This is a genomic window from Pseudomonas fuscovaginae SE-1, assembly GCF_000364705.1.
Classification (GTDB): domain Bacteria; phylum Pseudomonadota; class Gammaproteobacteria; order Pseudomonadales; family Pseudomonadaceae; genus Aquipseudomonas; species Aquipseudomonas fuscovaginae_A.
Map to the genome: position 1 here is coordinate 15,005 of NZ_AQOH01000163.1, position 21,068 is coordinate 36,072.

The 21,068-nt window shown below is 64.3% G+C and carries 19 protein-coding genes; 9 read left to right on the forward strand and 10 right to left on the reverse strand.

All coding sequences use genetic code 11. The annotated features are described in order from the left end of the window. Positions 1-68 precede the first annotated feature (68 nt). Complete coding sequence (locus K675_RS0116095) at positions 69-1,487, forward strand: diaminobutyrate--2-oxoglutarate transaminase (protein WP_017904527.1); 1,419 nt, start codon at positions 69-71, stop codon at positions 1,485-1,487. A 158-nt stretch (positions 1,488-1,645) separates the two neighbouring features. On the opposite strand, the gene K675_RS0116100 is transcribed toward K675_RS0116095, so the two are convergent. Then, on the reverse strand, positions 1,646-2,590 hold the full coding sequence (locus K675_RS0116100; protein ID WP_017904528.1) for a helix-turn-helix transcriptional regulator: 945 nt from the start codon (positions 2,588-2,590) through the stop codon (positions 1,646-1,648). A gap of 179 nt (positions 2,591-2,769) precedes the next feature. On the opposite strand from K675_RS0116100, the gene K675_RS0116105 reads away from it, so the two are divergent. Together K675_RS0116105 and K675_RS0116110 are read left to right on the forward strand one after the other, a co-directional pair. Continuing rightward, positions 2,770-3,198 carry a hypothetical protein gene (locus tag K675_RS0116105; protein WP_017904529.1) on the forward strand — a complete coding sequence of 143 codons (429 nt, stop codon included), beginning with the start codon at positions 2,770-2,772 and terminating at the stop codon, positions 3,196-3,198. Between the two features lie 27 nt (positions 3,199-3,225). After that, positions 3,226-3,876: a hypothetical protein gene (locus K675_RS0116110; RefSeq protein WP_026145240.1), complete on the forward strand. Its 651-nt coding sequence runs from the start codon at positions 3,226-3,228 to the stop codon at positions 3,874-3,876. A gap of 94 nt (positions 3,877-3,970) precedes the next feature. On the opposite strand, the gene K675_RS0116115 is transcribed toward K675_RS0116110, so the two are convergent. After that, positions 3,971-5,326, reverse strand: coding sequence for a hypothetical protein (locus K675_RS0116115; RefSeq protein ID WP_017904531.1), 1,356 nt, complete (start codon positions 5,324-5,326; stop codon positions 3,971-3,973). Positions 5,327-5,902: 576 nt separating this feature from the next. Between K675_RS0116115 and K675_RS33385 the strand changes: the two genes are divergently transcribed. Together K675_RS33385 and K675_RS0116125 are read left to right on the forward strand one after the other, a co-directional pair. Beyond that, positions 5,903-6,040, forward strand: coding sequence for a PA0050 family protein (locus K675_RS33385; RefSeq protein ID WP_017904532.1), 138 nt, complete (start codon positions 5,903-5,905; stop codon positions 6,038-6,040). Between the two features lie 130 nt (positions 6,041-6,170). After that, positions 6,171-7,223: a nucleoside hydrolase gene (locus K675_RS0116125; protein WP_026145241.1), complete on the forward strand. Its 1,053-nt coding sequence runs from the start codon at positions 6,171-6,173 to the stop codon at positions 7,221-7,223. Between the two features lie 68 nt (positions 7,224-7,291). Here K675_RS0116125 and K675_RS0116130 read toward each other — a convergent pair whose 3' ends face one another. From K675_RS0116130 to K675_RS0116140, 3 genes are read right to left on the reverse strand one after another with little or no spacing between them, the layout of a single operon-like run. After that, positions 7,292-8,671 (reverse strand): efflux transporter outer membrane subunit, encoded by a 1,380-nt coding sequence (locus tag K675_RS0116130; protein WP_017904534.1) that lies wholly within the window; start codon positions 8,669-8,671, stop codon positions 7,292-7,294. Continuing rightward, positions 8,671-11,805, reverse strand: coding sequence for an efflux RND transporter permease subunit (locus tag K675_RS0116135; RefSeq protein ID WP_020481058.1), 3,135 nt, complete (start codon positions 11,803-11,805; stop codon positions 8,671-8,673). The genes K675_RS0116130 and K675_RS0116135 overlap by 1 nt, the downstream gene beginning before the upstream one ends. A gap of 11 nt (positions 11,806-11,816) precedes the next feature. Beyond that, positions 11,817-12,992: an efflux RND transporter periplasmic adaptor subunit gene (locus tag K675_RS0116140; RefSeq protein WP_017904536.1), complete on the reverse strand. Its 1,176-nt coding sequence runs from the start codon at positions 12,990-12,992 to the stop codon at positions 11,817-11,819. A 154-nt stretch (positions 12,993-13,146) separates the two neighbouring features. Here K675_RS0116140 and K675_RS0116145 point away from each other — a divergent pair, with 154 nt between their 5' ends. Continuing rightward, positions 13,147-14,538 carry an ATP-binding protein gene (locus tag K675_RS0116145; protein WP_017904537.1) on the forward strand — a complete coding sequence of 464 codons (1,392 nt, stop codon included), beginning with the start codon at positions 13,147-13,149 and terminating at the stop codon, positions 14,536-14,538. Further along, a complete protein-coding gene (locus tag K675_RS0116150) occupies positions 14,535-15,197 on the forward strand; it encodes a response regulator (protein WP_017904538.1) in 663 nt (220 codons plus the stop codon). The genes K675_RS0116145 and K675_RS0116150 overlap by 4 nt, the downstream gene beginning before the upstream one ends. Here K675_RS0116150 and K675_RS30865 read toward each other — a convergent pair. Further along, complete coding sequence (locus K675_RS30865) at positions 15,133-16,098, reverse strand: LysR family transcriptional regulator (protein ID WP_080635357.1); 966 nt, start codon at positions 16,096-16,098, stop codon at positions 15,133-15,135. The two genes, K675_RS0116150 and K675_RS30865, sit on opposite strands and share 65 nt — an antisense overlap. A 95-nt stretch (positions 16,099-16,193) precedes the next feature. Here K675_RS30865 and K675_RS0116160 point away from each other — a divergent pair, with 95 nt between their 5' ends. Continuing rightward, complete coding sequence (locus K675_RS0116160; protein ID WP_017904540.1) at positions 16,194-17,327, forward strand: DSD1 family PLP-dependent enzyme; 1,134 nt, start codon at positions 16,194-16,196, stop codon at positions 17,325-17,327. Positions 17,328-17,408: 81 nt separating this feature from the next. Here the strand turns inward: K675_RS0116160 and K675_RS0116165 are convergent, their stop codons facing one another. Next, positions 17,409-18,632, reverse strand: coding sequence for a DUF1444 family protein (locus tag K675_RS0116165; protein WP_017904541.1), 1,224 nt, complete (start codon positions 18,630-18,632; stop codon positions 17,409-17,411). A gap of 125 nt (positions 18,633-18,757) precedes the next feature. After that, entirely contained in the window at positions 18,758-19,507 is a 750-nt protein-coding gene (locus K675_RS0116170) for a substrate-binding periplasmic protein (RefSeq protein ID WP_017904542.1), read from the reverse strand. A gap of 177 nt (positions 19,508-19,684) precedes the next feature. On the opposite strand from K675_RS0116170, the gene K675_RS0116175 reads away from it, so the two are divergent. Next, positions 19,685-19,909, forward strand: coding sequence for a hypothetical protein (locus K675_RS0116175; RefSeq protein WP_017904543.1), 225 nt, complete (start codon positions 19,685-19,687; stop codon positions 19,907-19,909). A 63-nt stretch (positions 19,910-19,972) separates the two neighbouring features. On the opposite strand, the gene K675_RS33030 is transcribed toward K675_RS0116175, so the two are convergent. Together K675_RS33030 and hpaI are read right to left on the reverse strand one after the other, a co-directional pair. Continuing rightward, positions 19,973-20,173: a CrpP family ICE-associated protein gene (locus tag K675_RS33030; RefSeq protein WP_026145244.1), complete on the reverse strand. Its 201-nt coding sequence runs from the start codon at positions 20,171-20,173 to the stop codon at positions 19,973-19,975. Positions 20,174-20,255: 82 nt separating this feature from the next. Beyond that, complete coding sequence (hpaI, locus tag K675_RS0116185) at positions 20,256-21,059, reverse strand: 4-hydroxy-2-oxoheptanedioate aldolase (RefSeq protein ID WP_026145245.1); 804 nt, start codon at positions 21,057-21,059, stop codon at positions 20,256-20,258. Between the last annotated feature and the right edge of the window lie 9 nt (positions 21,060-21,068).

The window sequence follows — 21,068 nt, forward strand, 5'->3', positions numbered from 1 at the left end:
TTGCCGAGCGGTAGCCACCACCCGCGCCGCCGCTGTACGAGCTATCCATGCGACACAAGGATGCACTCATGAATGCGATCACCCCGATCACCAACACCACGCTCGAACTCCAGCACCGGCACAGCGGGCTCAGCCAGCGCTACTGCCTGGACAGCACACCGGCATTGCAGCGGCAAATGCAGCGCGAGTCGAATGCGCGCAGCTACCCGCGGCGCCTACCGCTGGAGCTCAAGGGGGCGCAGGGGGTGTATGTGGAGGACTCGCGAGGGCAGGTGTACATCGATTGCCTGGCCGGTGCCGGTACCCTGGCGCTGGGGCACAATCACCCGGTGATCGTGGAGGCGATCCAGAAGACCCTGGCCTCGGGCATACCGCTGCATGCCCTCGATCTGAGTACGCCGATCAAGGATGCCTTCGTGGAGACGGTCTTCGAGCTGCTGCCTGGCGACTTCGCCAGGGATGCGCGCATCCAGTTCTGCGGCCCGACAGGGGCGGACGCGGTGGAGGCGGCGCTCAAGCTGTCGCGCACGGCAACCGGGCGGCAGAGCATCCTGGCGTTCCATGGCGCCTATCACGGCATGACCCTTGGCACGCTGTCCGTGAGCGGCAACCTGGGGCCGAAAAATGCCCTGGGCGGGCTGCTGGCGGGGGTGCAATTCCTACCGTATCCACATGACTACCGTTGCCCCTTCGGCTTGCGCGGCGAGCAGGCGATCAGCGCCAGCCTGCACTACATCCATCACCTGCTCGCCGACCCGGAAAGCGGCGTGACCCAGCCGGCGGCCATGATCCTGGAAACGGTGCAGGGCGAGGGCGGTGTGATTCCCGCTCCTGATCGCTGGCTGCAAGGGCTGCGGGCGATCACCCGTGAGCACGGTGTTCCCCTGATCCTCGACGAGATTCAATGTGGTATCGGGCGTACCGGCGATCTGTTCGCCTTCGAGCGCAGCGCTATCACTCCCGATGTGGTGACGCTGTCGAAGGCCATCGGCGGCGGTCTGCCGCTGTCGGTGGTGGTCTACCGTGGCGAGCTGGATCAATGGCAGCCTGGGGCCCATGCCGGCACTTTCCGAGGTAATCAACTGGCCATGGCCGCTGGCGATGCGACCTTGCGCTTTATTCAGCGCGAAGGCATCTGCAGTCATGTGCGCAACGTCGGAGCACGCTTGCAGACGCTGCTGCATGGGCTGCAGGCCGAGTTCGACTGGATCGGCGACGTGCGTGGCCGTGGCCTGATGCTGGGCATGGAGATCATCGATCCCGCCCGCCAGGATGCCCTGTGCCAGCCTGCTGCCGATGGCGAGCGGGCGCGCAAGCTACAACGTGCCTGTCTGGAGCGTGGCCTGATCGTCGAACTGGGCGGCCGGCATGGCGCAACCGTTCGCTTCCTGCCGCCACTGATCATCAGCGAAGCGGAGGTCGATCTGGTTGGGCAGATTCTCTACCAGGCGGCGCAGAACGTGGAGATCGTCGCCGTCGCGAAGTGATGCGGGTATGCCCCAGGTTGTTGGCAGGGTGGACGGCGGCTCTTCCTTGCTGAAGTCTCTCGACTCTAGAGAGTTGAGGTCAGCTCTTGAGCTCTTGGGGTTTATCGTTTCTTCGGCTTGAGTGGAGTAACAGGGTTTTCGGTGTGCTGCTATTTCAGTCACTCCGCCCCCGGCGCATATCCAAAATACGCCTTGTACGCGTGATTGAAATTCGCCGGATTGGCATACCCCAACCGATACGCAATCTGTGCCACCTGCCATTTCTTCTGCCGCAACAGCGTCCGCGCCAACTCCATCCGCTGTTGCCGCACATATTCCAGCATCGACTGCCCAAACAGCTGCCCGAATGCCCGGCGCAAGGTGGTTTCTCCCACCCCCAACTGCTGTGCCAACGCCAGGCTGCCAGGTGGATCCAGCAGATGGGCATCCAACTGCCGACGCGCCTCATGCGCCAGGTCCCGATGCCCGCGCGTAACCGGTTTGGGCCCGGCCGCCTGGTCCTTGAGGTGCGCCGCCAGTTCCACCAGCACGGCGAGGCTGAGGCTTTCCTGGTGCAGGCGTTCCAGCGCGCCTTCGTATGGCGAATGATAAAGCCGCTCCAACAGGCTCCCCAGCGCCCGGCAACGATTGAGCGCCGAGAACTGCATGCCCTTGTCGAGCAAGCCCAGCAACGGCTGCAGGGTCGGGTCTTCCTCGGCCAGTTCCCGCAGGTAGTCGCCTGCGATACGCAGCCCGGCCATCCGCGCATGGCTGCCGGCGGGCAACTGGTCCACCGCTTCCATGCTCTCGCTCAGGCCCAAAACATGCGGGGCACCAATGGTGTATTGGTTGAGCCGGCCGTCGACCCGATGCTGCCATTGCCCGTGCAGCACCTGCACGATGCACAGGCTGCCAGGCAGTACTTTGTCGATGCGCAGGGGCTCGGGGAACTGCAGGTCGCAGTCGAAGTACTGCAGTTGCGGGCGCACGGTGCGCGCTCGATAGTGCCCGCTGGCGCTGCCCAGCACCTGGCCGATCGCGGGGTCGAGCACGCCGGTGTGTGCCAGCGACGCGGGGCGGTCGAAGCAGAATTGCGTATCCAGATAGGCATTCCAACATTCCATCGTCACGGCGTTTCCATGAAAGCTCGGCTACATGGTCACGAATGTTAACGCGATCATGGGCGTGGCGTCAGTGCTTGTGATCGAGGGCGCCATTATTGTGAGCGGCGGTCACTGCGGTTGGCAGGGAAATGAGCGCGGACTTCAATAGTCGCCCCCAAGACATTCAAGGAACCTGAACGATGCTCGATTTTCGCAAGTGGGCGCTTCTGTTCGTCACCACGCTGGCCCTGCTGGCCGGCCTGGCCCAGGCCGAGGACCGGCCGCAGGTGGCGGATAAGGTCATGGCCTATTCCGGCCAACAGGGCGTCAAGGTCTGGACCCTGCGCATCGGTGAGCGCAGCGATAACCAGGCCCTGGTGCAAGTGGAGGACGTGGACCACGACTGGAACCTGCGCATCCAGAAAATGAACGTGGAGAAGACCGCCAAGGACACCCGCTATTCCACCACCGTCGATGGCCAGAAGTTCGTCGTGCTGATCCTCCAGGAAGGCTGGGGTGAGCTGTATCTGCCGGGCGAGGCCAAGGCCCTGACCGTCGGTTATGACGAGAACCTGTCCAGCCGCGGCGATGCTCAGGCGTTTCTCACCGAATACCTCAAGAAACCGTAAGTGATGAGCCAAGAGAGCGAGACTCCGATGACCACTCCTCAACAACCCGAGCTGTCGGCCAGTCTCGGCGGTGAGTACGACCGCTTCAGCGCCGCTCAGCGCGAGCAGACGATCGCCGAACTCAAGCAGCTGATCGAGCGTGTACCCGAGCAGTCCGAGTTCACCAACAGCGGCCGCTACAAGGTGCTCGGCCCGCTATTCACGGTGATTGCGTTGGGCATGCTGGCCCTGGGCATATATCATGGCAAGACCAGCGTGGCGGTCTGTGGCGGGTTCCTGGCTCTGCTTTTCCTGCTGGTCACCTGGCAGCACCGCAATGCCGGTCAACACGCATTCATGCGCCTGACCCGTCGCCAGTTGTTTGTCGACACTCTCAGTGCGCCGGTCAATCTGGCGGACGTCGTCGACATCTTCGTCAAGGACGAGGGCTTGGTGACGCTGCAGAAGCTGACCTTGCGTCCCGGCAGTCCATTGCCGACCCACCGTGCCGTACGGCAGTTGTTCGGCAACCAGGCCTTGGCGCTGAAGAGTCCCCAACCGCATATCCGCATTAATTCGGCGGGACTGATGAGCAATGGCCGGAAGCTGGATTGCGACGAAATTGACGCGTTGCTCAATGCCTATTGGCAGGCCGCACATGCTCAGCAGGAACTGGATGCGTTGCAGCGTAACGGTTGAGAAAACGGGCACGGCTTCGGCTCGTGCGCACCGCGTGAAGGCTTGCTCAATCAAGTCCAGCTCCGGGCAACCGCTGCCCGGAGCTGGGTCACCGTTACTCGAGCAGTTGTTCCAGGCTCGGGTCGCGAATCACGCGCTGCAATGGCAGTTGAGGCGCGCTGTCGGACTTGAGCATTTTCAGCTTGGGACTGGCCACTTTCGTGCAGGCATTGCCGCCGTTGGCATAGATCCCGCCCATGGCGCACTTCCACTCGTAGAAGTTCGCCAACCCATTCGACATCTGCAGGCTGAAGTCCGTGCTCTGGGTGCCCGGCGTGAACGGATGACCGGCCTGGATGTTCTGGAACCACTTCATCCATTCAGGCGAACCCACCGGTGGCACCTTGTCCGGACTCTGGAATGTGGGGTTCATGAGCGCCACTTGCGGTGACTCGGCCGTCATGTGGCAGCTCTGGCAGGAACTGACAGGGTTGTCCACCGGGCCGTTGAGGCGCCCGTTCCAGCCCAGGTGGGTCGGTGGCAGCTCCTGGGTGTTGGCGTTGATGGCGGTCTGTTTCAGCGCGGTGTTGATCCTGGTGACGGTCGGCTGCTTGTTGGTGAAGTCATCGCCCGTCTGCTGCGGGTCGTTGCCCCACATGATCCCCACCGGTACCAGGTTGTCCCAGCCGGCCTTGCCGGTCTTGGCCCCGTTGTACTGGAAGGTGCCGAAGATCCAGCCGGTGTCTTTCATGCGCGTGTCGCGCACGGCGATGTCCATCTGGATCAGGGCGACGTCGCGGACCACACGGTTGGTCGACTTGAAGGTGTCGGTGATATAGGCCTGCCACAGTACCGGGTTGGCGAGGAATGGCACGGTGCTGCGGTCGATGTCGGCGAACAGCGCCTTGCACACCACGGTCCCGTTGGGGAAGCTGTTGGGTTGCGAGGTGTAGCTCGGGTCGGGGTTCTGCGGGTCTTTCCAGACCTGGCCGACGGTGTAGGCGCCAATGTCGTTGTAGATGCCCACGGCATAGGTCTGGCCGGTGGCGGTCTGCGTCGGTGCCAGTTGCTTGACCTGGATCTGCGCTTCCTTGGTCAGGCCATGGATGCCCTCACGCCCCAGCGGGCCATAGTGCTGCCACGGCATGTGGTACCACTGGCGCACCTTGTTCTTCTGCACGTTCCAATTGACCTCGATGTTGCCCTCCAGGCAGTAGTTCTTCACCTCGTTCATGTAGACGCGCCAGGTTTCGAAGTTGTTGTCCGGCTTGGCCGGCAGTTTCTTGAAGAACGCTGGCGGCGAGCCGGTGGGCGGCTGGGTGGGGTAGTTCTGGCTGAGCACGAATTTGGGGCCGGTATAGCTGTCCGGCGGCGCATAGCCGTAGTCGGGGTAGGTCCCGGCCTGTGCCGCGACGCTGAACAAGGCGGCCGCCACCGCCAATCCAGTGAGTGTTGTGTGGTGCTGGTTCATCGCTTATCTCCTTGATGGGGAATACGCCGGGCGCGGTTCGAGCCTGTGCTCGTGCTTCGCCGGGCTTTCCTTTTTTTTCTTGGTCTGGGTCTCGGTTTGGCCATCGAGACGGGCTTCACGGGTCAGCAGGGTATGGGGCGGTTCACCTCCTCGGCAGTGCCGGACAAACGAGTTCAATCCCCGGCAATTGCCGGAAATGCGGAAAAAGGGGGGGAGACGGATTGTGCGCAGCGGATGCGAGGGGGAATTGCCTATCGACTCCTTGTCGATCGCGTGCCGTTCTTCCTTGCTACAGGTGTAGGCGACTTCCGTAAAAACGCCATGCCCTGGGTGAAAAATAGCGATCTTTCGGTTGCCCGGGGTTCTTCGATCTGCATCGGACCTGCGGCCGTCCACCACACTGGCGCGTTTGACAGAGCTGATCTTTACTCTCCGGCGGCTCGTCGACGAGTGTCGGGAGGGGATCCCTGTGTGGGGCCGCTGCCGGGAGCGATCGTCTGCGAGTGTCCGTGAGGACCGACTGTACCCTCGATCAGGGACAGGGAGCGTTCGATTATTAACCTTAGGAGGTTGCAAATGAAGAAAGTACTGTTGGCCGTGTTCCTGCTCTGTGGCGTCTCTCTGACTGCCCAGGCCGCCTGCCCGGTGTTCGGCCCGTCCAAGGATCCGTGCAGCGGACCGGTGTTCGGTCCGTCGACTTGCGAATGCCCCTGAGGCAGGTCGCATGGCGGATCCGGTGCGCCGGGTCCGTCAAGGGTTCTCTGATCAAGTCACCACAGGCCATCCGAACGCCTGGGCAGCAGGATCGTTTGTAATGCGTTATTCAGCCAGGAGGGCTAAGGATATGTCTGCGCAACCCCTTACACATGTGCTCGTGGATACCGATGTCGATTTCGACGACTACATGGCCATCTCGTATTTGCTCAAGCACCATGCGATCAAGGTTGAAGGCATCACCGTGACCGGAGTGGGGGCTGTTCACCTGAGTCATGGCGTGGAAAACATGAACAACTTCCTCACGCTGTTCAATGACAGGACCATCGAGCAGACGCCGGTCGTGGCGGGCTTCCAGCGTCCGCTGCTGTACAGCAACACCTTCGCCTTCGATACACGCCAGGCGGCGGATCAACATTACGACGCCGCATTTCCCCGCAAGAATGCCAACCCGACGCGCACCGGCGCGGTGGCGTTCATCAGGGAAACTCTGGAAAGCGCTGACCACAAGTTCACCGTGCTGCTGATCGGCGGCGGCACGACCTGGGGCCATCTGTTCCGGCAGGCCAGGACGGACGCGGTCTTGCAGAGACTCTTGCGCAGCAAGGTCGAGCGCATCGTGGTGATGGGCGGCAACCTGCTGCCGCAATACGTCAAGCCCGGTGCGGGCGGCAACATCAAGGACGCGTTGGGGGCCACACCGTACTACACCAACGATGTGGCCGAATGGAACATCTTTCTGGACCCACTGGGCGCCCAACTGGTCTTCGACAGCGGGATTCCCGTGCAACTGGTGGCGCTCAATGCCTCCAATGCGATTCCCATCACCCAGGACTTCGTGCGCCAGCTTTCCCAGATCAACGACCCGGTTGCCCAATTTCTCAAGCAGGTGCTGGGAAGCTCGACCATTGCCCCCGGCATCGGCACCTACCTGTATTTCTGGGACCCACTGGCGGCTGTCGCCATCACCGATCCGCAACTGATCACATTCAAGCCCTACAAGCTGCGGGTGGAGCAGGAACTGAACGAAGAGCAGGACACCAGCGGGCAACTGATCCCGGACGATGTTCAGGGCGCCCCGGTTGACGTGGCACTGAACGCTGCAAGCGGCTTCGTCCTGTCGCTGTACCTGAGCACCCTGGCCGGGCGATCGGCCGAACCTGTGGTCGAAGACGCCCGCTGACCACCCCCTGTCTCAAGTGCGAGCCTCACGCCGTTACGTTCCGGATCCGGGGGCAACGGCGTGGCTCCTCAATCCTTCCAGCCACCCCCCAGCGTCTTGTACAGCGTCACCCGGTTGACCTGCTCGGACAGCTCCAGGCTGATCAGGGTCTGCTGCGCCGAATACAGCGAACGCTGGGCGTCGAGCACGTCGAGGAAGCTCTTGGAACCCTGCCTGTACAGCGCCAGCGACAGGTTGTAGCTCTTGTCGGTGGCCTGGGTGAGGCTGCGCTGGGCGTCCAGCTGTTCGTTGATGTGGCTGCGCACCGAAAGGGCGTCGGCGACTTCACTGAAGGCGCTCTGCAGGGTCTTCTCATACTGGGCCACGTCGATGTCGCGGGCGATCTTCGCCGCGTCGAGGCTGGCGCGGTTGCTGCCGGCGTTGAAGATCGGCAGATTGATCGACGGGGCGAAGCTCCAGGCGCGACTGCCGGACTTGAACAACCCGGACAATTCGCTGCTGGCGCTGCCGCCGCTGGCGGTCAGGGTCACGCTGGGGAAGAACGCCGCACGGGCGGCGCCGATGTCGGCACTGGCGGACTTGAGCGTGTGCTCGGCCGCCAGTACATCGGGACGGCGTTGCAGCAGCGTCGACGGCAGGCCGGACGGTACGTTGACCAGCAGCGCGGCGTCGAGCTGCGCATCGCCGGGCAGCAGGGCGTCGTCCAGCCGCTCGCCCACCAGCAGCTCCAGGGCGTTGCGGTCCTGCTCGACCTGGCTTTCGTAGTTCGCCACGTTGGCCCGCGCCGACTCCACGGTGCTCAGCGACTGCGCCAGGCTCAGCCCGGATTCGCCACCCAGGCCATGGCTCTGCCGCACCAGCGCGTAGGTCTTCTGCTGGCTGGCGTAGGTGTTGCGGGTCAGGGTCAGCAACTGCTGGTCGGCGGCCAGGGTCATCCAGGTGCTGGCGACTTGCGCCACCAGGCTGATCTGCGTGCTGCGGCGGGTCTGCTCCAGGGACAGGTAGTTCTCCAGCGCGGCGTCCTTGAGGTTGCCCAGGCGCCCGAACAGGTCCAGCTCGTAGCTGCTGATGCCCAGGCCGACGCTGTATTGGCTGCTGGTCGTGGTGCTGCTGTCGGCCAGCGCGCGCTGGCGCGTGCCGCTGGCCGTGGCCGAGACTGCCGGCAGCAGCGCCGCGCGCTGGATGCGGTACTGCGCCTGCTGGTATTCGACGTTCAGCGCGGCCACCCGCAGGTCGCGGTTGTTGGCCAGGGCGCGGGCCACCGTGTCGCGCAGGCGGCTGTCGACAAACAGCTCGCGCCAGGCGATATCGGCGTTGGCCTGGCCGGCCGGGGTGGCGCTGGACCATTGCTCGGCCACCGGCGCCTCGGGGCGCTGGTAGTCCGGGGCGAGGTTCACGCAGCCACCCAGCACCATCGCCAGCAGCAGGGGGAGAGGGGCGAAACGCATCAGATTTCTCCTTCGGCGGTGGCCGGGTTGGCAGCAGCGCGACGCGCCGCCAGGCGTTGCACCAGCACGTAGAACAGCGGGATGAAGAACAGGCCGAGCAGCGTGGCGGCGAGCATGCCCCCCAGCACACCGGTGCCGATCGCCTGGCGGCCGGCCGAACCGGCACCGCTGCTCAGGGCCAGTGGCAGCACGCCGAGGATGAACGCCAGGGAGGTCATCAGCACCGGGCGCAGGCGAATGCGCACGGCCTCCAGGGTCGCGCTCAGCAGATCCTGGCCGCGCTCGTAGCCGTCCTTGGCGAATTCGACGATCAGGATCGCGTTCTTCGCCGCCAGGCCCACAGTGTTCAGCAGGCCGACCTGGAAATAGACGTCGTTGGACAGTCCGCGCACGCCGGTCAGCAGCAGCGCGCCGAGAATGCCCAGCGGTACCACCAGCATCACCGCGAACGGCACCGACCAGCTTTCATACAGTGCGGCCAGGCAGAGGAACACGAACAGGATCGAGATGGCGTAGAGCAACGGCGCCTGGTTGCCCGCCAGCCGCTCCTGGTAGGACTGGCCGGTCCAGGCGTAGCCGATGCCTTCGGGCAGCTTCGTCATGATCGCTTCCACGGCGGCCATGGCATCGCCGGAGCTGACGCCGGGGGCCGGGGAGCCGACCAGTTCGTAGGAGCCGAAGCCGTTGTAGCGCTCCAGCAACGGCGACGCGCTGCTCCAGCGGGTGCTGGTGAAGGCCGACAGCGGCACCATGGCACTGCTCGAATTGCGCACGTACCAGTCGCCGATGTCCTCGGCCTGCATGCGTTTGTCGGCGGCGCCCTGCAGGTAGACCTTCTTCAGGCGGCCGGCGTCGAGGAAGTCGTTCACGTAGCTGCCGCCCATGGCCACGCTGAGGGTGTTGTTGATGTCGCTGGCCGACACGCCCATGGCACCGGCCTTGCGGTCGTCGATATCGACGTTGAGTTGCGGCGTATCCTCCAGGCCCTGGGCGCGGACCACGGCCAGGCGCGGGTCCTGGGCGGCAAGCTGGAGGAACTGGTCGCGGGCCTTGAGCAGTTCGGCATGGCCGAGGCCGGCCAGGTCCTGCAACTGGATGTCGAAGCCGGAACTCTGGCCCAGCCCCTGGACGGCGGGCGGGGCGATGACGAAGACATTGGCGTCGAGGATCTTCGACAGCGCGATGTTGGCCCGCCGCGCGATGGCCGAGGCGCCGTGCGCCTGGCCCTGGCGCTCGCTCCAGTCCTTGAGCTTGATGAAGCCTCGCCCTGCGTTCTGGGCGTTGCCGCCGTTGCCCAGGCCGCGCACGGTGAGGAGCGAGTCGACCTCCGGCTGCTTGAGCATGTAGTCCTGCACCTGACGGGTCACCGCCTGCAACTGCTCATCAGTGCCACCCACCGGCAGGGTCACCTGCATCATCAGCATGCCCTGGTCCTCCTCGGGGAGAAACGCGGTGGGCAGTTTCTGGAACATCAGCATCACGCCGCCGAGCACCAGCGCATAGACCAGCAACGCACGCAGCGGACGTGCCAGCACGCTGCCGACACTGCGCTGGTACGTGCGCGAGCCACGGTCGAAGGTGCGGTTGAACCAGCCAAAGAAGCCGCGACGCTCCTCACCGGCGTGGTCGTGTGGCTTGAGCAGCGTCGCGCACAGCGCCGGGGTCAGGGTCATGGCCACCAGTACCGACAGCGCCATGGCCGCGACCATGGTCACCGAGAACTGTCGGTAGATCACCCCGGTGGAGCCGCCGAAGAAGGCCATCGGCACGAACACCGCCGAGAGCACCACGGCGATGCCGATCAGTGCGCCGCTGATCTCGCGCATCGACTGGCGGGTGGCCTCCCGTGGCGACAGGCCTTGCTCGGCGATGATCCGCTCGACGTTTTCCACCACCACGATGGCATCGTCCACCAGCAGGCCAATCGCCAGGACCATGCCGAACATCGTCAAGGTGTTGATCGAATAGCCCATCAGTTGCAGCACGCCGAAGGTGCCCAGCAGCACCACCGGCACGGCGATGGCCGGGATCAGCGTCGCGCGCAGGTTCTGCAGGAACAGGTACATGATCAGCACGACGAGGGCGATGGCCTCGAACAGGGTCTTGACCACTTCCTCGATGGAGATCTTCACGAAGGGTGCGGTGTTGTAGGCCACTTCGCTGTGCAGTTGCAGCTTGCTGGGGAAGAATTTCTCCAGCTCGGCGAGCTTGGCCTGCACTGCCTGGGACACCTCGAGGGCGTTGGCGCCGCTGGCCAGGCTGACCGCCAGGCCGCCCGTGGGGCGGCCGTTGTGTTCGGCAATCACGTCGTAGCTTTCGCTGCCCAGTTCCACCCGGGCGACGTCGGCGAGGGTGACCACCGCGCCGTTGCTGGCGTACTTGAGCACCAGGTCACGGAACTGCGCGGCGGTCTGCAACTTGCTGCGCGCGCTGATGGTGGCATTGAGTTGCTGGCCGGCACGGGCGGGCAGGGCGCCGAGCTGGCCGGCGGAGGTGTCGACATTCTGCGCGGTGAGGGCGCTGCTCACGTCCGAGGGCATCAGCGCGTACTGCTTGAGCTTGGCCGGGTCGAGCCAGATGCGCATGGCGTAGCTGGAGCCCAGGGTGGTCACCTGGCCGACGCCGCTGACACGGCTGATCTGGTCGTACAAGGTGCTGGAGATGAAGTCGCTGATGTCCGGGGCGGTGACATGGGGGTTGTCCGAGATCAGCGAGACGATGATCAGGAAGTCGCTGGCCGAGTTGCGGATCTCGATGCCTTGCTGCTGCACGGTTTCCGGCAGGCGCGCCTTGGCCTGCTCCAGCTTGGTCTGCACCAGCATCTGCGCGGTGTTGATGTCGGTACCGGCGGCGAAGGTCAGGGTGATGCTGGCGCTGCCGGCCGAGCTGCTGCTGGAGGACATGTAGGTCAGGCCGTCCAGGCCGGTCATCTGCTGCTCGATGACCTGGGTCACCGAGTCTTCCATGGTCTTGGCTGAAGCGCCGGTGTAGGTGGCGTTCAGGGTGATCTGCGGCGGCGCGATGTTGGGGTACTGCGACAGCGGTAGCTGGTAGATGGCCAGGACTCCGCCGAGCATCACCAGGATGGCGATGACCCAGGCGAAGATCGGTCGGTCGATGAAAAAGCGTGCCATGGGTGTCTGCCTCAGTCAGTGCGGTCGTTGCGCGCGGTCAGGTTGGCGTCGCTGACCCGCACCTGCTGGCCGACGCGGACTTTCTGCAGGCCCTGGACGATCAGTTGGTCGCCGACCGCCAGCCCCTTGCTCACCCACCAGCGGTTGCCCACCGCACGCGCCAGGCTCAGCTCGCGCTGTTCGACCTTGCCGTCGACCACCACCAGCGCCGTGGCACCGCCACGCTCGTCGCGGCTCACGCCTTGTTGCGGAACAAGGATGGCGTCCGGTTGCACGCCTTCCTGCAGCGTCGCCTTGATGTACATGCCTGGCAGCAGCAGGCCGTCCGGGTTCGGTACGAGGGCGCGCAGGGTCACGCTGCCGGTGCTCTCGTCGACGCTCACGCCGTTGAAGGTCAGGGTGCCCTCGTGGGCATAGGTGCTGCCGTCTTCCAGTTGCAGGCTGATGCGGGTGGCATCCTTCTGGTCGGCGGGGGTGAGCTTGCCCTCGGCCAGCTCGCGCTTCAGGCGCAGCAGGGTGGCGCTGGGCTGGGTGAAGTCGACGTAGATCGGGTCCAGTTGCTGCACCGTGGTCAGGGCGGTGGTCTGTTCGGCGGTGACCAGTGCGCCCGGGGTGACCGACGAGGTGGCGGTGCGGCCGGCGATCGGCGCGTTGATGCGGGTGTAGCCCAGGTTGATGCGCGCAGTGCGCAGCGCGGCCTGGGCCGACCGCAGGCTGGCGCGGGCCTGCAGCAGCGCGGACTGGGCGCTTTCGTTGTCCTCGGCGCTGATGGCGTCGATCTTCACCAGATCCGCGTCGCGTCGGGCCTTGAGTTCGGCGGCCTTGAGCGTGGCCTGCGCCGAACTGACCGTGGCTTCGGCCTGGGCGACGCTGGCTTCGTAGGTTCGCGGGTCGATCTGGTACAGGGCCTGGCCGGCCTTGACCGTTTCGCCTTCGGTGAACAGGCGCTTGAGCAGGATGCCGCCGACCTGCGGACGGATCTCCGCGACCAGGTGCGCGCTGGCCCGGCCGGGCAGGGTGGTGCTCAGCGCCTGCGGCGCGCTGGTGACGTGGTACACCGCGACGTCCTGCACGGGCGTGGCAGGGGCGGTTGGTGCAGTGTCGCGGCAACCGTCAAGGGCGATCAGCCCGGCGCTGAGCAACAGGGCGCGGGCCAGGGGGGAACGCATGGCGAAGAAGAGGTGCATCCGAGGGACTCCGGACCAGGTTGTTTTCAGTCCTCAGCCTGCTCGGCAAATGTGCAGCCAATGTGGAGAAATCTGGGAGATTGGCCGGCACGCCTTGCTGTCCCCGGGCCACCGCGTTTCAATGGCGGCAGTTTCGATTGTCCCGGCGCTCATCATGAAGGTCAGCCTCTCCCGCAAGTTCTTCCTGGCCATGCTCGCCGTCTGCGCCTTCGCCGTGCTGGGCATGGTGTTCGCTGCGTACCTGAGCCTCAAGTACGGTTTTCTCGGCTACCTCAACCAGCAGGCCGAGGAGCGCATGGATCGCATCGTGCCACGGGTCGAGCAGGCCTACGCCGCCCATGGCGGCTGGGACTTCATCCGCCTCGACAAGGACCGGTGGTTCGAGCTGCTGCGCCCCGAGGACATCCGCTCGGACAAGACCTTCGACCCCAGTCAACTGACCGTCTCCGACCTTACCGGCGCTTTCGTGCGCTTTGCCCTGCTGGACGAGCAGCGCAAACCGATCATCGGCTACCAGGCGGTCGGCGACGCGTTGCTCAAACCGATCCAGTACCAGGGGCGCGTGGTTGGCTGGATGGCCCTGGCGCCGTTGCAGTCGGTGACCAGCGTTGGTGACCGGCGCTTCCAGCTCAACCAACTGCGTTCCAGCCTGCTGATCGGTCTGGCCTGCCTGCTGGCGACCGCGGTGATCGCCTGGTGGCTCAGCCGTGCACTGCTGCGACCGATCCGCGAAGTCGCCCGCGCGACTCATCAACTGGCCGCCGGCGACTATGCGATCCAGGTGCCGGTGCGCTCGCAGGACGAGGCCGGGCAACTGGCCGGGGACTTCAACCAGATGGCCGCGACCCTGGCCAGCAACGAGCGCATGCGTCGTGATTTCATGGCCGACATCTCCCACGAACTGCGCACGCCGCTGGCGGTGATGCGTGCCGAGCTGGAGGCCCTCGAGGACGGCATCCGCCCCTTGAATACCAAGGCGCTCAAGTCGCTGCAGGGAGAGGTCGGGGCACTGACCAAGTTGGTGGACGACCTGTTCGACCTGTCCCTGGCCGAGGTCGGCGGACCGACCTACCGCCGCGAGCGCATCGATCTGCGGGTACTGTTGCCGGTGGTGGCCGAAGCCTTTCGGGCCAGCTTTGCCGAGTGTGGCCTGGCGCTGCGCCTGGAACTGCCGGCGCAGTCGCTGTGGGTAATGGGCGACGAGTCGCGCCTGGGCCAGTTGCTGCACAACCTGCTGGAAAACAGCCGGCGCTACACCGACGCGGGCGGCCAGACCGTACTGCGTGCCCTGCAAGACGACGACTGCGTGCTGGTGCAATGCGAGGACAGCGCGCCGGGCGTGGACGCGGCCTCGCTGGAGCGGCTGTTCGAACGCTTCTACCGCGCCGAACGCTCGCGCAACCGTGCCAGCGGCGGCACGGGTCTGGGCCTGGCGATCTGCCGTGGCATCGCTGACGTGCACGGTGGCAAACTCAGTGCCAGGGCCTCCGACATGGGCGGCCTGTTGTTGAGCCTGGAGCTGCCTGTGGCGGGAGATGAGGCATGAGCCTGATTCTGTTGGTGGAAGATGAACCCAAGCTCGCCGCGCTGGTGGGTGACTATCTGCGCGCCGCCAGCTTCGAGGTCGAACACCTGGCCGATGGTCTGGCGGTGGTTCCGGCGGTTCGCCAGCAACCCTATGACCTGATGCTGCTCGACCTGATGTTGCCCGGCCGCGACGGCCTGGACATCTGCCGTGAACTGCGCGGTTTCAGCCGCCTGCCGATCATCATGATGACCGCGCGGGTCGACGAGATCGATCGGCTGCTCGGCCTGGAACTGGGCGCTGACGACTACATCTGCAAGCCGTTTTCCCCGCGTGAGCTGGTCGCGCGGGTCAAGGCCGTGCTGCGCCGCAGCGGGACACCGCAGATCAGCGTTGGCCTGGAGCTGCATGCGCCGACTTTCCAGGCACGCTACCGGGGCGTGGCGCTGGACCTGACCCCGGTGGAGTTCCGCATGCTGGCCGCGCTGGCGGAGCGGCCGGGGCAGGTGCTGTCGCGCGATCAACTGATGAATCACATCTACCAGGACAACCGCGTGGTCGCGGACCGCACGGTGGACAGCCACGTGAAGAACCTGCGGCGTAAATTGACGGCGATCACGCCGGGGATCGATCCGATCCGGTCGGTGTATGGGGTGGGGTATAGCCTGGAGTGTGAGTAGGAGGCCTTTGCTGGTCGCCCGTACGCAGCGAATCGCCTAGAAAACTGCACAGGGCCTGGAGTTTTCCAGAGCGTTGCTTGCGTGTTGGAACCAGCAGCAGGATCGGTGCGGACTCGAACTGCCAGTCGCCAAGCACCCGGATCAATGAGCCGCTGGCCAGGGCGTCGGCGACATCCCACTGCGACCTCAATACCAGCCCCAGGTCCTGTTCCGCCCAGCGGCGGGCCACACCGCCATCGTTGGTGACCATGGCCGGAGTGATGGGCAAGGCTGCGGCATGACCGCCCTTGCGCAATTGCCAGACTGTCGCCAATTCATCGTTTTCCCGGATCGAAATGCAACGATGCCGGCCGAGTTCATCGGGATGTCGGGGTATGCCGTGCTGTTTCAGATAGCCGGGCGAAGCACACAGCCAACGCTCATTGCTGGCCAGGATCCGCGCCGTCCAGGAGTTGTCGCTGATGGGGCCGATGTGGATCACGGCATCGCAGTGCTGCCGACCGGCCCAGGGGGCCTCGCGCAGATCGAGTTCGAGCGTCAGCAGCGGATGCAGTTTGGCAAAGCGCGCGATCAGTGGAGCGATGCGCAGTCGGCCGAAGCCGAAAGGGGCTGCCAGTCGGATGTGCCCCCTGAGCTCGCCATCGGGTGATGCCATCGAGTCCGACAGGTCTTCCAGTTGCTGAAGCACCTGCAAACCTTCCTGCGCCAGCCGTTCACCTTCCTCGGTCAGCCTCAGGCAGCGGGCGTCACGATTCGCCAGGCGTACCCCCAGGTCCGCCTCGAGCTTGCGCAGGCGCATGGAGAGTGCAGGCGGGGTGACCTGCAGGTTGCGCGCCGCTTCGCTGAGCGATCGGGAGCGGGCGATAGCGGTCATCAATTGAAGGTCGGGGATACTGATCATGTAGCTGAGCTTAACGTATGGATCAGTGAGCGTTAACCAAGGAGACGGATGGCTGTATTAGTGTTCAGCGCCAACCCTCCCATAGGAGAACAACCATGAGCGCCCCGTTCGACAGCTTGAACACCCCCGCCGCCATCATCGATGTGGCCCGTATGCAGCGAAACATCGCGCGCATGCAGGCCCAGGCGAACAAGTTGGGCGTGCGTTTGCGGCCCCACGTCAAAACCTCCAAGTGCCTGCCGGTGGTGCAGGCCCAGATCGCCGCTGGAGCGAGCGGGATCACCGTGTCGACCCTCAAGGAAGCCGAGGTCTTTTTCGCAGGCGGCATTACCGACATTCTCTACGCCGTGGCCATGGCCCCGACCAAGCTCCACCAGGCCTGGGAGCTCCGCCGCCGTGGCTGCTCGCTGAAAATCATCACCGACAGCGTGGTGGGCGCCCAGGCCATCATGGACTTCGCCCGTAGCCACCGTGCCAGCTTCGAGGTCTACATCGAAATCGACAGTGATCATCATCGTTCGGGTGTGCGCAGCGACGATCCGGTCTTGATAGACATTGCCACGGTCTTGCAAGGTGGCGGTGTGACCTTGCTGGGGGTCATGACCCATGCCGGAGAAAGCTACAAGCTCGACACCCCACAAGCCTTGCAGGCGCTTGCCGAGGTCGAGCGTCATGAGTGCGTGGCGGCGGCGCAGGCCATTCGTGCAGTGGGGTTGCCATGCCCTGAAGTGAGCGTGGGCTCCACACCCACGGCATTGAGTGCGACGGACCTGTCCGGTGTCACCGAATTGCGTGCCGGTGTCTACGTCTTTTTCGACCTGGTCATGCACAACATCGGGGTCTGCGCGATTGCCGACCTGGCGCTGAGCGTGTTGACCACCGTCATCGGCCACCAGCCGGAGAAGGGCTGGATCATCACCGACTCGGGGTGGATGGCGATGAGCCGTGACCGCGGTACCCAGTCCCAGGCTCGGGATTTTGGCTATGGGCAGGTCTGCACCGCTGAAGGGACGCCTATCGACGGTTTGCTGCTGCGCAGTGCCAATCAGGAGCACGGTGTCGCGGCCTTTGACCCGGTCGAGTGTGATGTGGTGGAGCGATATCCGATCGGAACCCGTCTGCGCATCCTGCCAAATCATGCCTGTGCCACAGGGGCCCAGTTCCCCGGTTATGACGCGCTGACCGAGGAGGGGAGCCTGGAGCAATGGGGACGCTTGCACGGTTGGTGATCGGGAGTGTCGCTTGAGCCACGCTCATGAAGGGCTTGAACAGGCCCGGCAGGCTCGCCGCGCCGGGCTATCCGTTGGGCATCAACCTAGCGCAGTGAGCGCCTTCAACTGCTCTTCGCTAGGAAAACCCCTCGTGCGGTACCGTGGCGGGTAGACGCTGGCCGGCTTCAACAGCCCGCCCAATTTGGACTCCAGCTCATCCCATGCGAACACCTGGGTCCTGGCGCTGCCATCCTCCTGCGGTTCCACCAGCACCACCCGGTCCGTTCTGGGCAGCAGGCTGTCGACGCTTTGCGTCCAACTGCACATCGAGAAGGTCCGGCTGTCATCTTCCGAGTGCTGGTAGAGCATGTAGGACGCCACGAACACGTCCTCATTGTGCTGCTCATGGATCTTGTCGAGCAGCTCTTTCTGCGTGTGGTAGGTGCCCTGGAGCAGCAGGTGTTCCAGGGTGGCGAGGCGCGCCTTGAGTGCCTCGTCCTGGGCCTGGAAGGGAACGATGTGCTGGTCCTGGTAGGTATAGATCTGGCTCGAGACGGCTCGACCGTTTTCCATCGCCTTGAAGGCGACCTCGACCATCTGCGCAATGCCTGGTTCGTCCTTGTCACCGGTCACCATCAGCACGTCGTTGGTCGGGATCATGAACACTGGGCGACCCTTGATCGAAGCCCGTTGCAGGACATCCGGCAGCAGTACCCGGCTGATGTCGTAGCCGTCGCCCCAGCGGCCGACATACAGCCCCGGTATGATCTCGCCGAAAGCCTCCGGGGTGGTTTCACGCAGGTTCTCCACGGCGATCGCCAACGCTTCGTCCAGGCCCACGCCCCAGTGCTCCTCGGGGCCCCTGGTCAAGGTGGCGGTGGACTCGGGCGAGTCGACGGCGAGCAGCATCACGCAGTCCTTGCCCAAGGGCCGCTGGACCACGCTGTAGGGCGCCTCCCAACCTTCGCTGCGGACATGGTGCAGGCGTATTTCTTCGAGCATGCCCAGGTTGCGAATGACCGGCCGTAAGGTCGAGCGGACCTGCTCGAAGGTTTGCGGGGTCTTGTTCTTGGAACTGAGCAGCGTGGCCACGTAGCCATTGAGTACAGCGGCCTTTTGAGGCTTGTCGGCCTTCTGGTAATCGCGAAAGGCGTTGTGCAGGTTGAAGTAGCCGCCGTCGCCGTGCAGCAGGCGAAACTCATCGGCCACGTATTCGAGGTTGCCGCCGTAGCCGGCCTGCCGCACGGCCTGGATGAATTTCTGGGCGAATCCCTCTTCGGTCAGGGGGCGGTTGAAGAGTTTGCCGAGTAGGGTGCCGAACATGCGCGGGGTCCTCCTTGAGTGCGAATGGGTCGTGCTGTTGAGTGAGAGGGGCAGGGTAAATACTGAGGTTTGGCGCTGTGAGCGCGGAAACTCCCATGTGCCCGTTGATCATTAGGCCAGAAGACTCATGGCCCAAAGGGATCTTTATAACGGTTCTGGATTCGCTCCAGTTCGCCCGATTGGCGCATCTGCTCCAGGGCATTGGCCCAGTTGGCGACCACCTTGTCGTCGGAATCGAGACTGAAGGCGATGTAGAGCGAGGAGTGGTAAAGCTCAACCGGGATCTGTCGCAAGGCACCGGGAGGGATGTTCAACTGGCGGCTGTAATAGGCCACGCCCGCGTCGGTGTCGCCGGCGATGACTTCGGTACGCCCGGCCAGCAACATGCGATAGAGCTGCAGGCTCCCGGTGGCACTCTTCTCTAGGTTCGGGAAGCCTTGCGCCTCCAGCTTGTCGGGGATCAGGCCGGCATGCCGGGTGGTGACGCGGGGCGCTTGCTTGAGTTGCTCCAGCGTGTCCACCGGTTGCCGGGTGGTCGCCAACTGGTAGGCATGGATGGACTCCTCGGCGATGGGGCCGACCCACTTGTACAAGGGCTCGCGCTCCGGAGTCCGGAACATCGAGAACATGATGGTTCTGGGCTGGTGTTGCAGGGACAGGGTGGCGCGCATGCTGGGCACCATGGTCACGCGGAACTGATCGCCGGTGCGCGCCATGATGCCACGCACGATCTCCGTGGCCATGCCGGTGAGCTGGTTGTTCTCCAGGTAGTTGTACGGCGCCCACTCCTCGGTGACGAGTTCATAGCGCTCGGCCCGGGCGGAGTTGCCGACAAACAGGCAAAACAGCGCTGCAATCAGTACGGGATACTTCACGTCTTGTGCCTGGTGGACTGTGCAGCGATCAAGGGAGGGTATGATTCAACGGGTAGCGTGAGTATAGACACTAAACACCTGAGAACAGTTCTCATGGACGCATGAGGGTCGATTTTGTGTAGGCGGGCCTGGATGTCATGAACACCCTGGTGACCCACCTGTTGAAATGGAACGGAAATGAACCGAAAAATTCCATCGCCGCTGGAAATGGAACGTGCCAGCCATGAGGCATTTCAGGCGTTGTGGGAGCAGGGGCAGTTTGGCGGGCAGCGGTTGGGGCAGGCGTTCTACAACCATTTTCGCCTGCACAGGCTCACGGATCAGTCCGTTCTGCAGGGGCTGTACGAGGCTGACGGCGAAAGGGCTCGTGCGCTGATCGCTCGGGTTTTTCTGGTTCGCTAGCGGGCCGGCTCAATGCAGGTGGGCTGTGAGCCAGGCGCGAGAAGGGCTGTACGGTAATGGCTGCTAGAGAAAATCCAGGTCCAGCTGCTGCTCCTGGGAAAAACCCTTGAGCCACGAGGATTGCATTGCCGGGTGTTGGTAGGGGCAATGAAAGACCTTCCCGCCCTTGCGTGCCGCATCGGCACCGGCGGCCCTGATGGCCAGGTGTGGGTTGTTGAAACGACGTCTGTCCAACGGTTTCGGAACGCTTGCTGTTTGACTCACCGGCGCAGTCTCCCAAGGCAGCAGGTGAGCCAAACGATAGCATTCGCCTGTGACGGCTGATATAGCCGTGCAAAGCCGTCGATCAGTAGACTCCACCGCCCGAGGTGGCAGGCTGCTCCGTCTCCTTGAAACGCCCCGCCAGCGTCTGCAATCCACGCATCAGCACCGTGGTATCCACACCCACCGCGACGAACAATGCGCCCAATTCCAGGTAGCGCCGCGCCAGCTTCTCATCCGCACTCAGGATCCCCGCCGCCTTGCCGGCCTTGCCCACCCGCAGGATGGCGTCCTCGATCGCCGCCTGGACTTCCGGATGGCCCGGATTGCCGCGATGGCCCATCGATGCCGACAGGTCGGCCGGGCCGATGAACACCCCGTCCACGCCTTCGACCGCCGCGATTTCATCGAGGTTGGCCAGACCTTCGCGGTTTTCGATCTGCACCAGCAGGCACATCTGTTCATCGGCCTTGTCCAGGTAGCCGGGTACCGTGTTCCAGCGCGAAGCTCGTGCCAGGGCGCTGCCCACCCCACGAATGCCGTTGGGCGGATAGCGGGTGGCGCGAACCAGTTCGCGTGCCTGTTCCGCGCTTTCCACCATCGGTACCAGAAGGGTCTGGGCGCCGATGTCCAGCACCTGCTTGATCAGCGCGGCGTCGCCGATCACCGGACGGATGATCGGTTGCGCCGGATACGGCGCGACGGCCTGCAACTGGCCGAGCAGGCTGCGCAGGTCGTTCGGCGCATGCTCGCCGTCGATCAGCAGCCAGTCGAAGCCAGCGTTGGCGGCCAGCTCCGCACAGTAGGCATCGGCCAGCCCCAGCCAGACACCGATCTGCGGCTCCTTCGCCTTGAGCCGGGCCTTGAAGGTATTGATCAGCATGGGCATGTCCTCCGG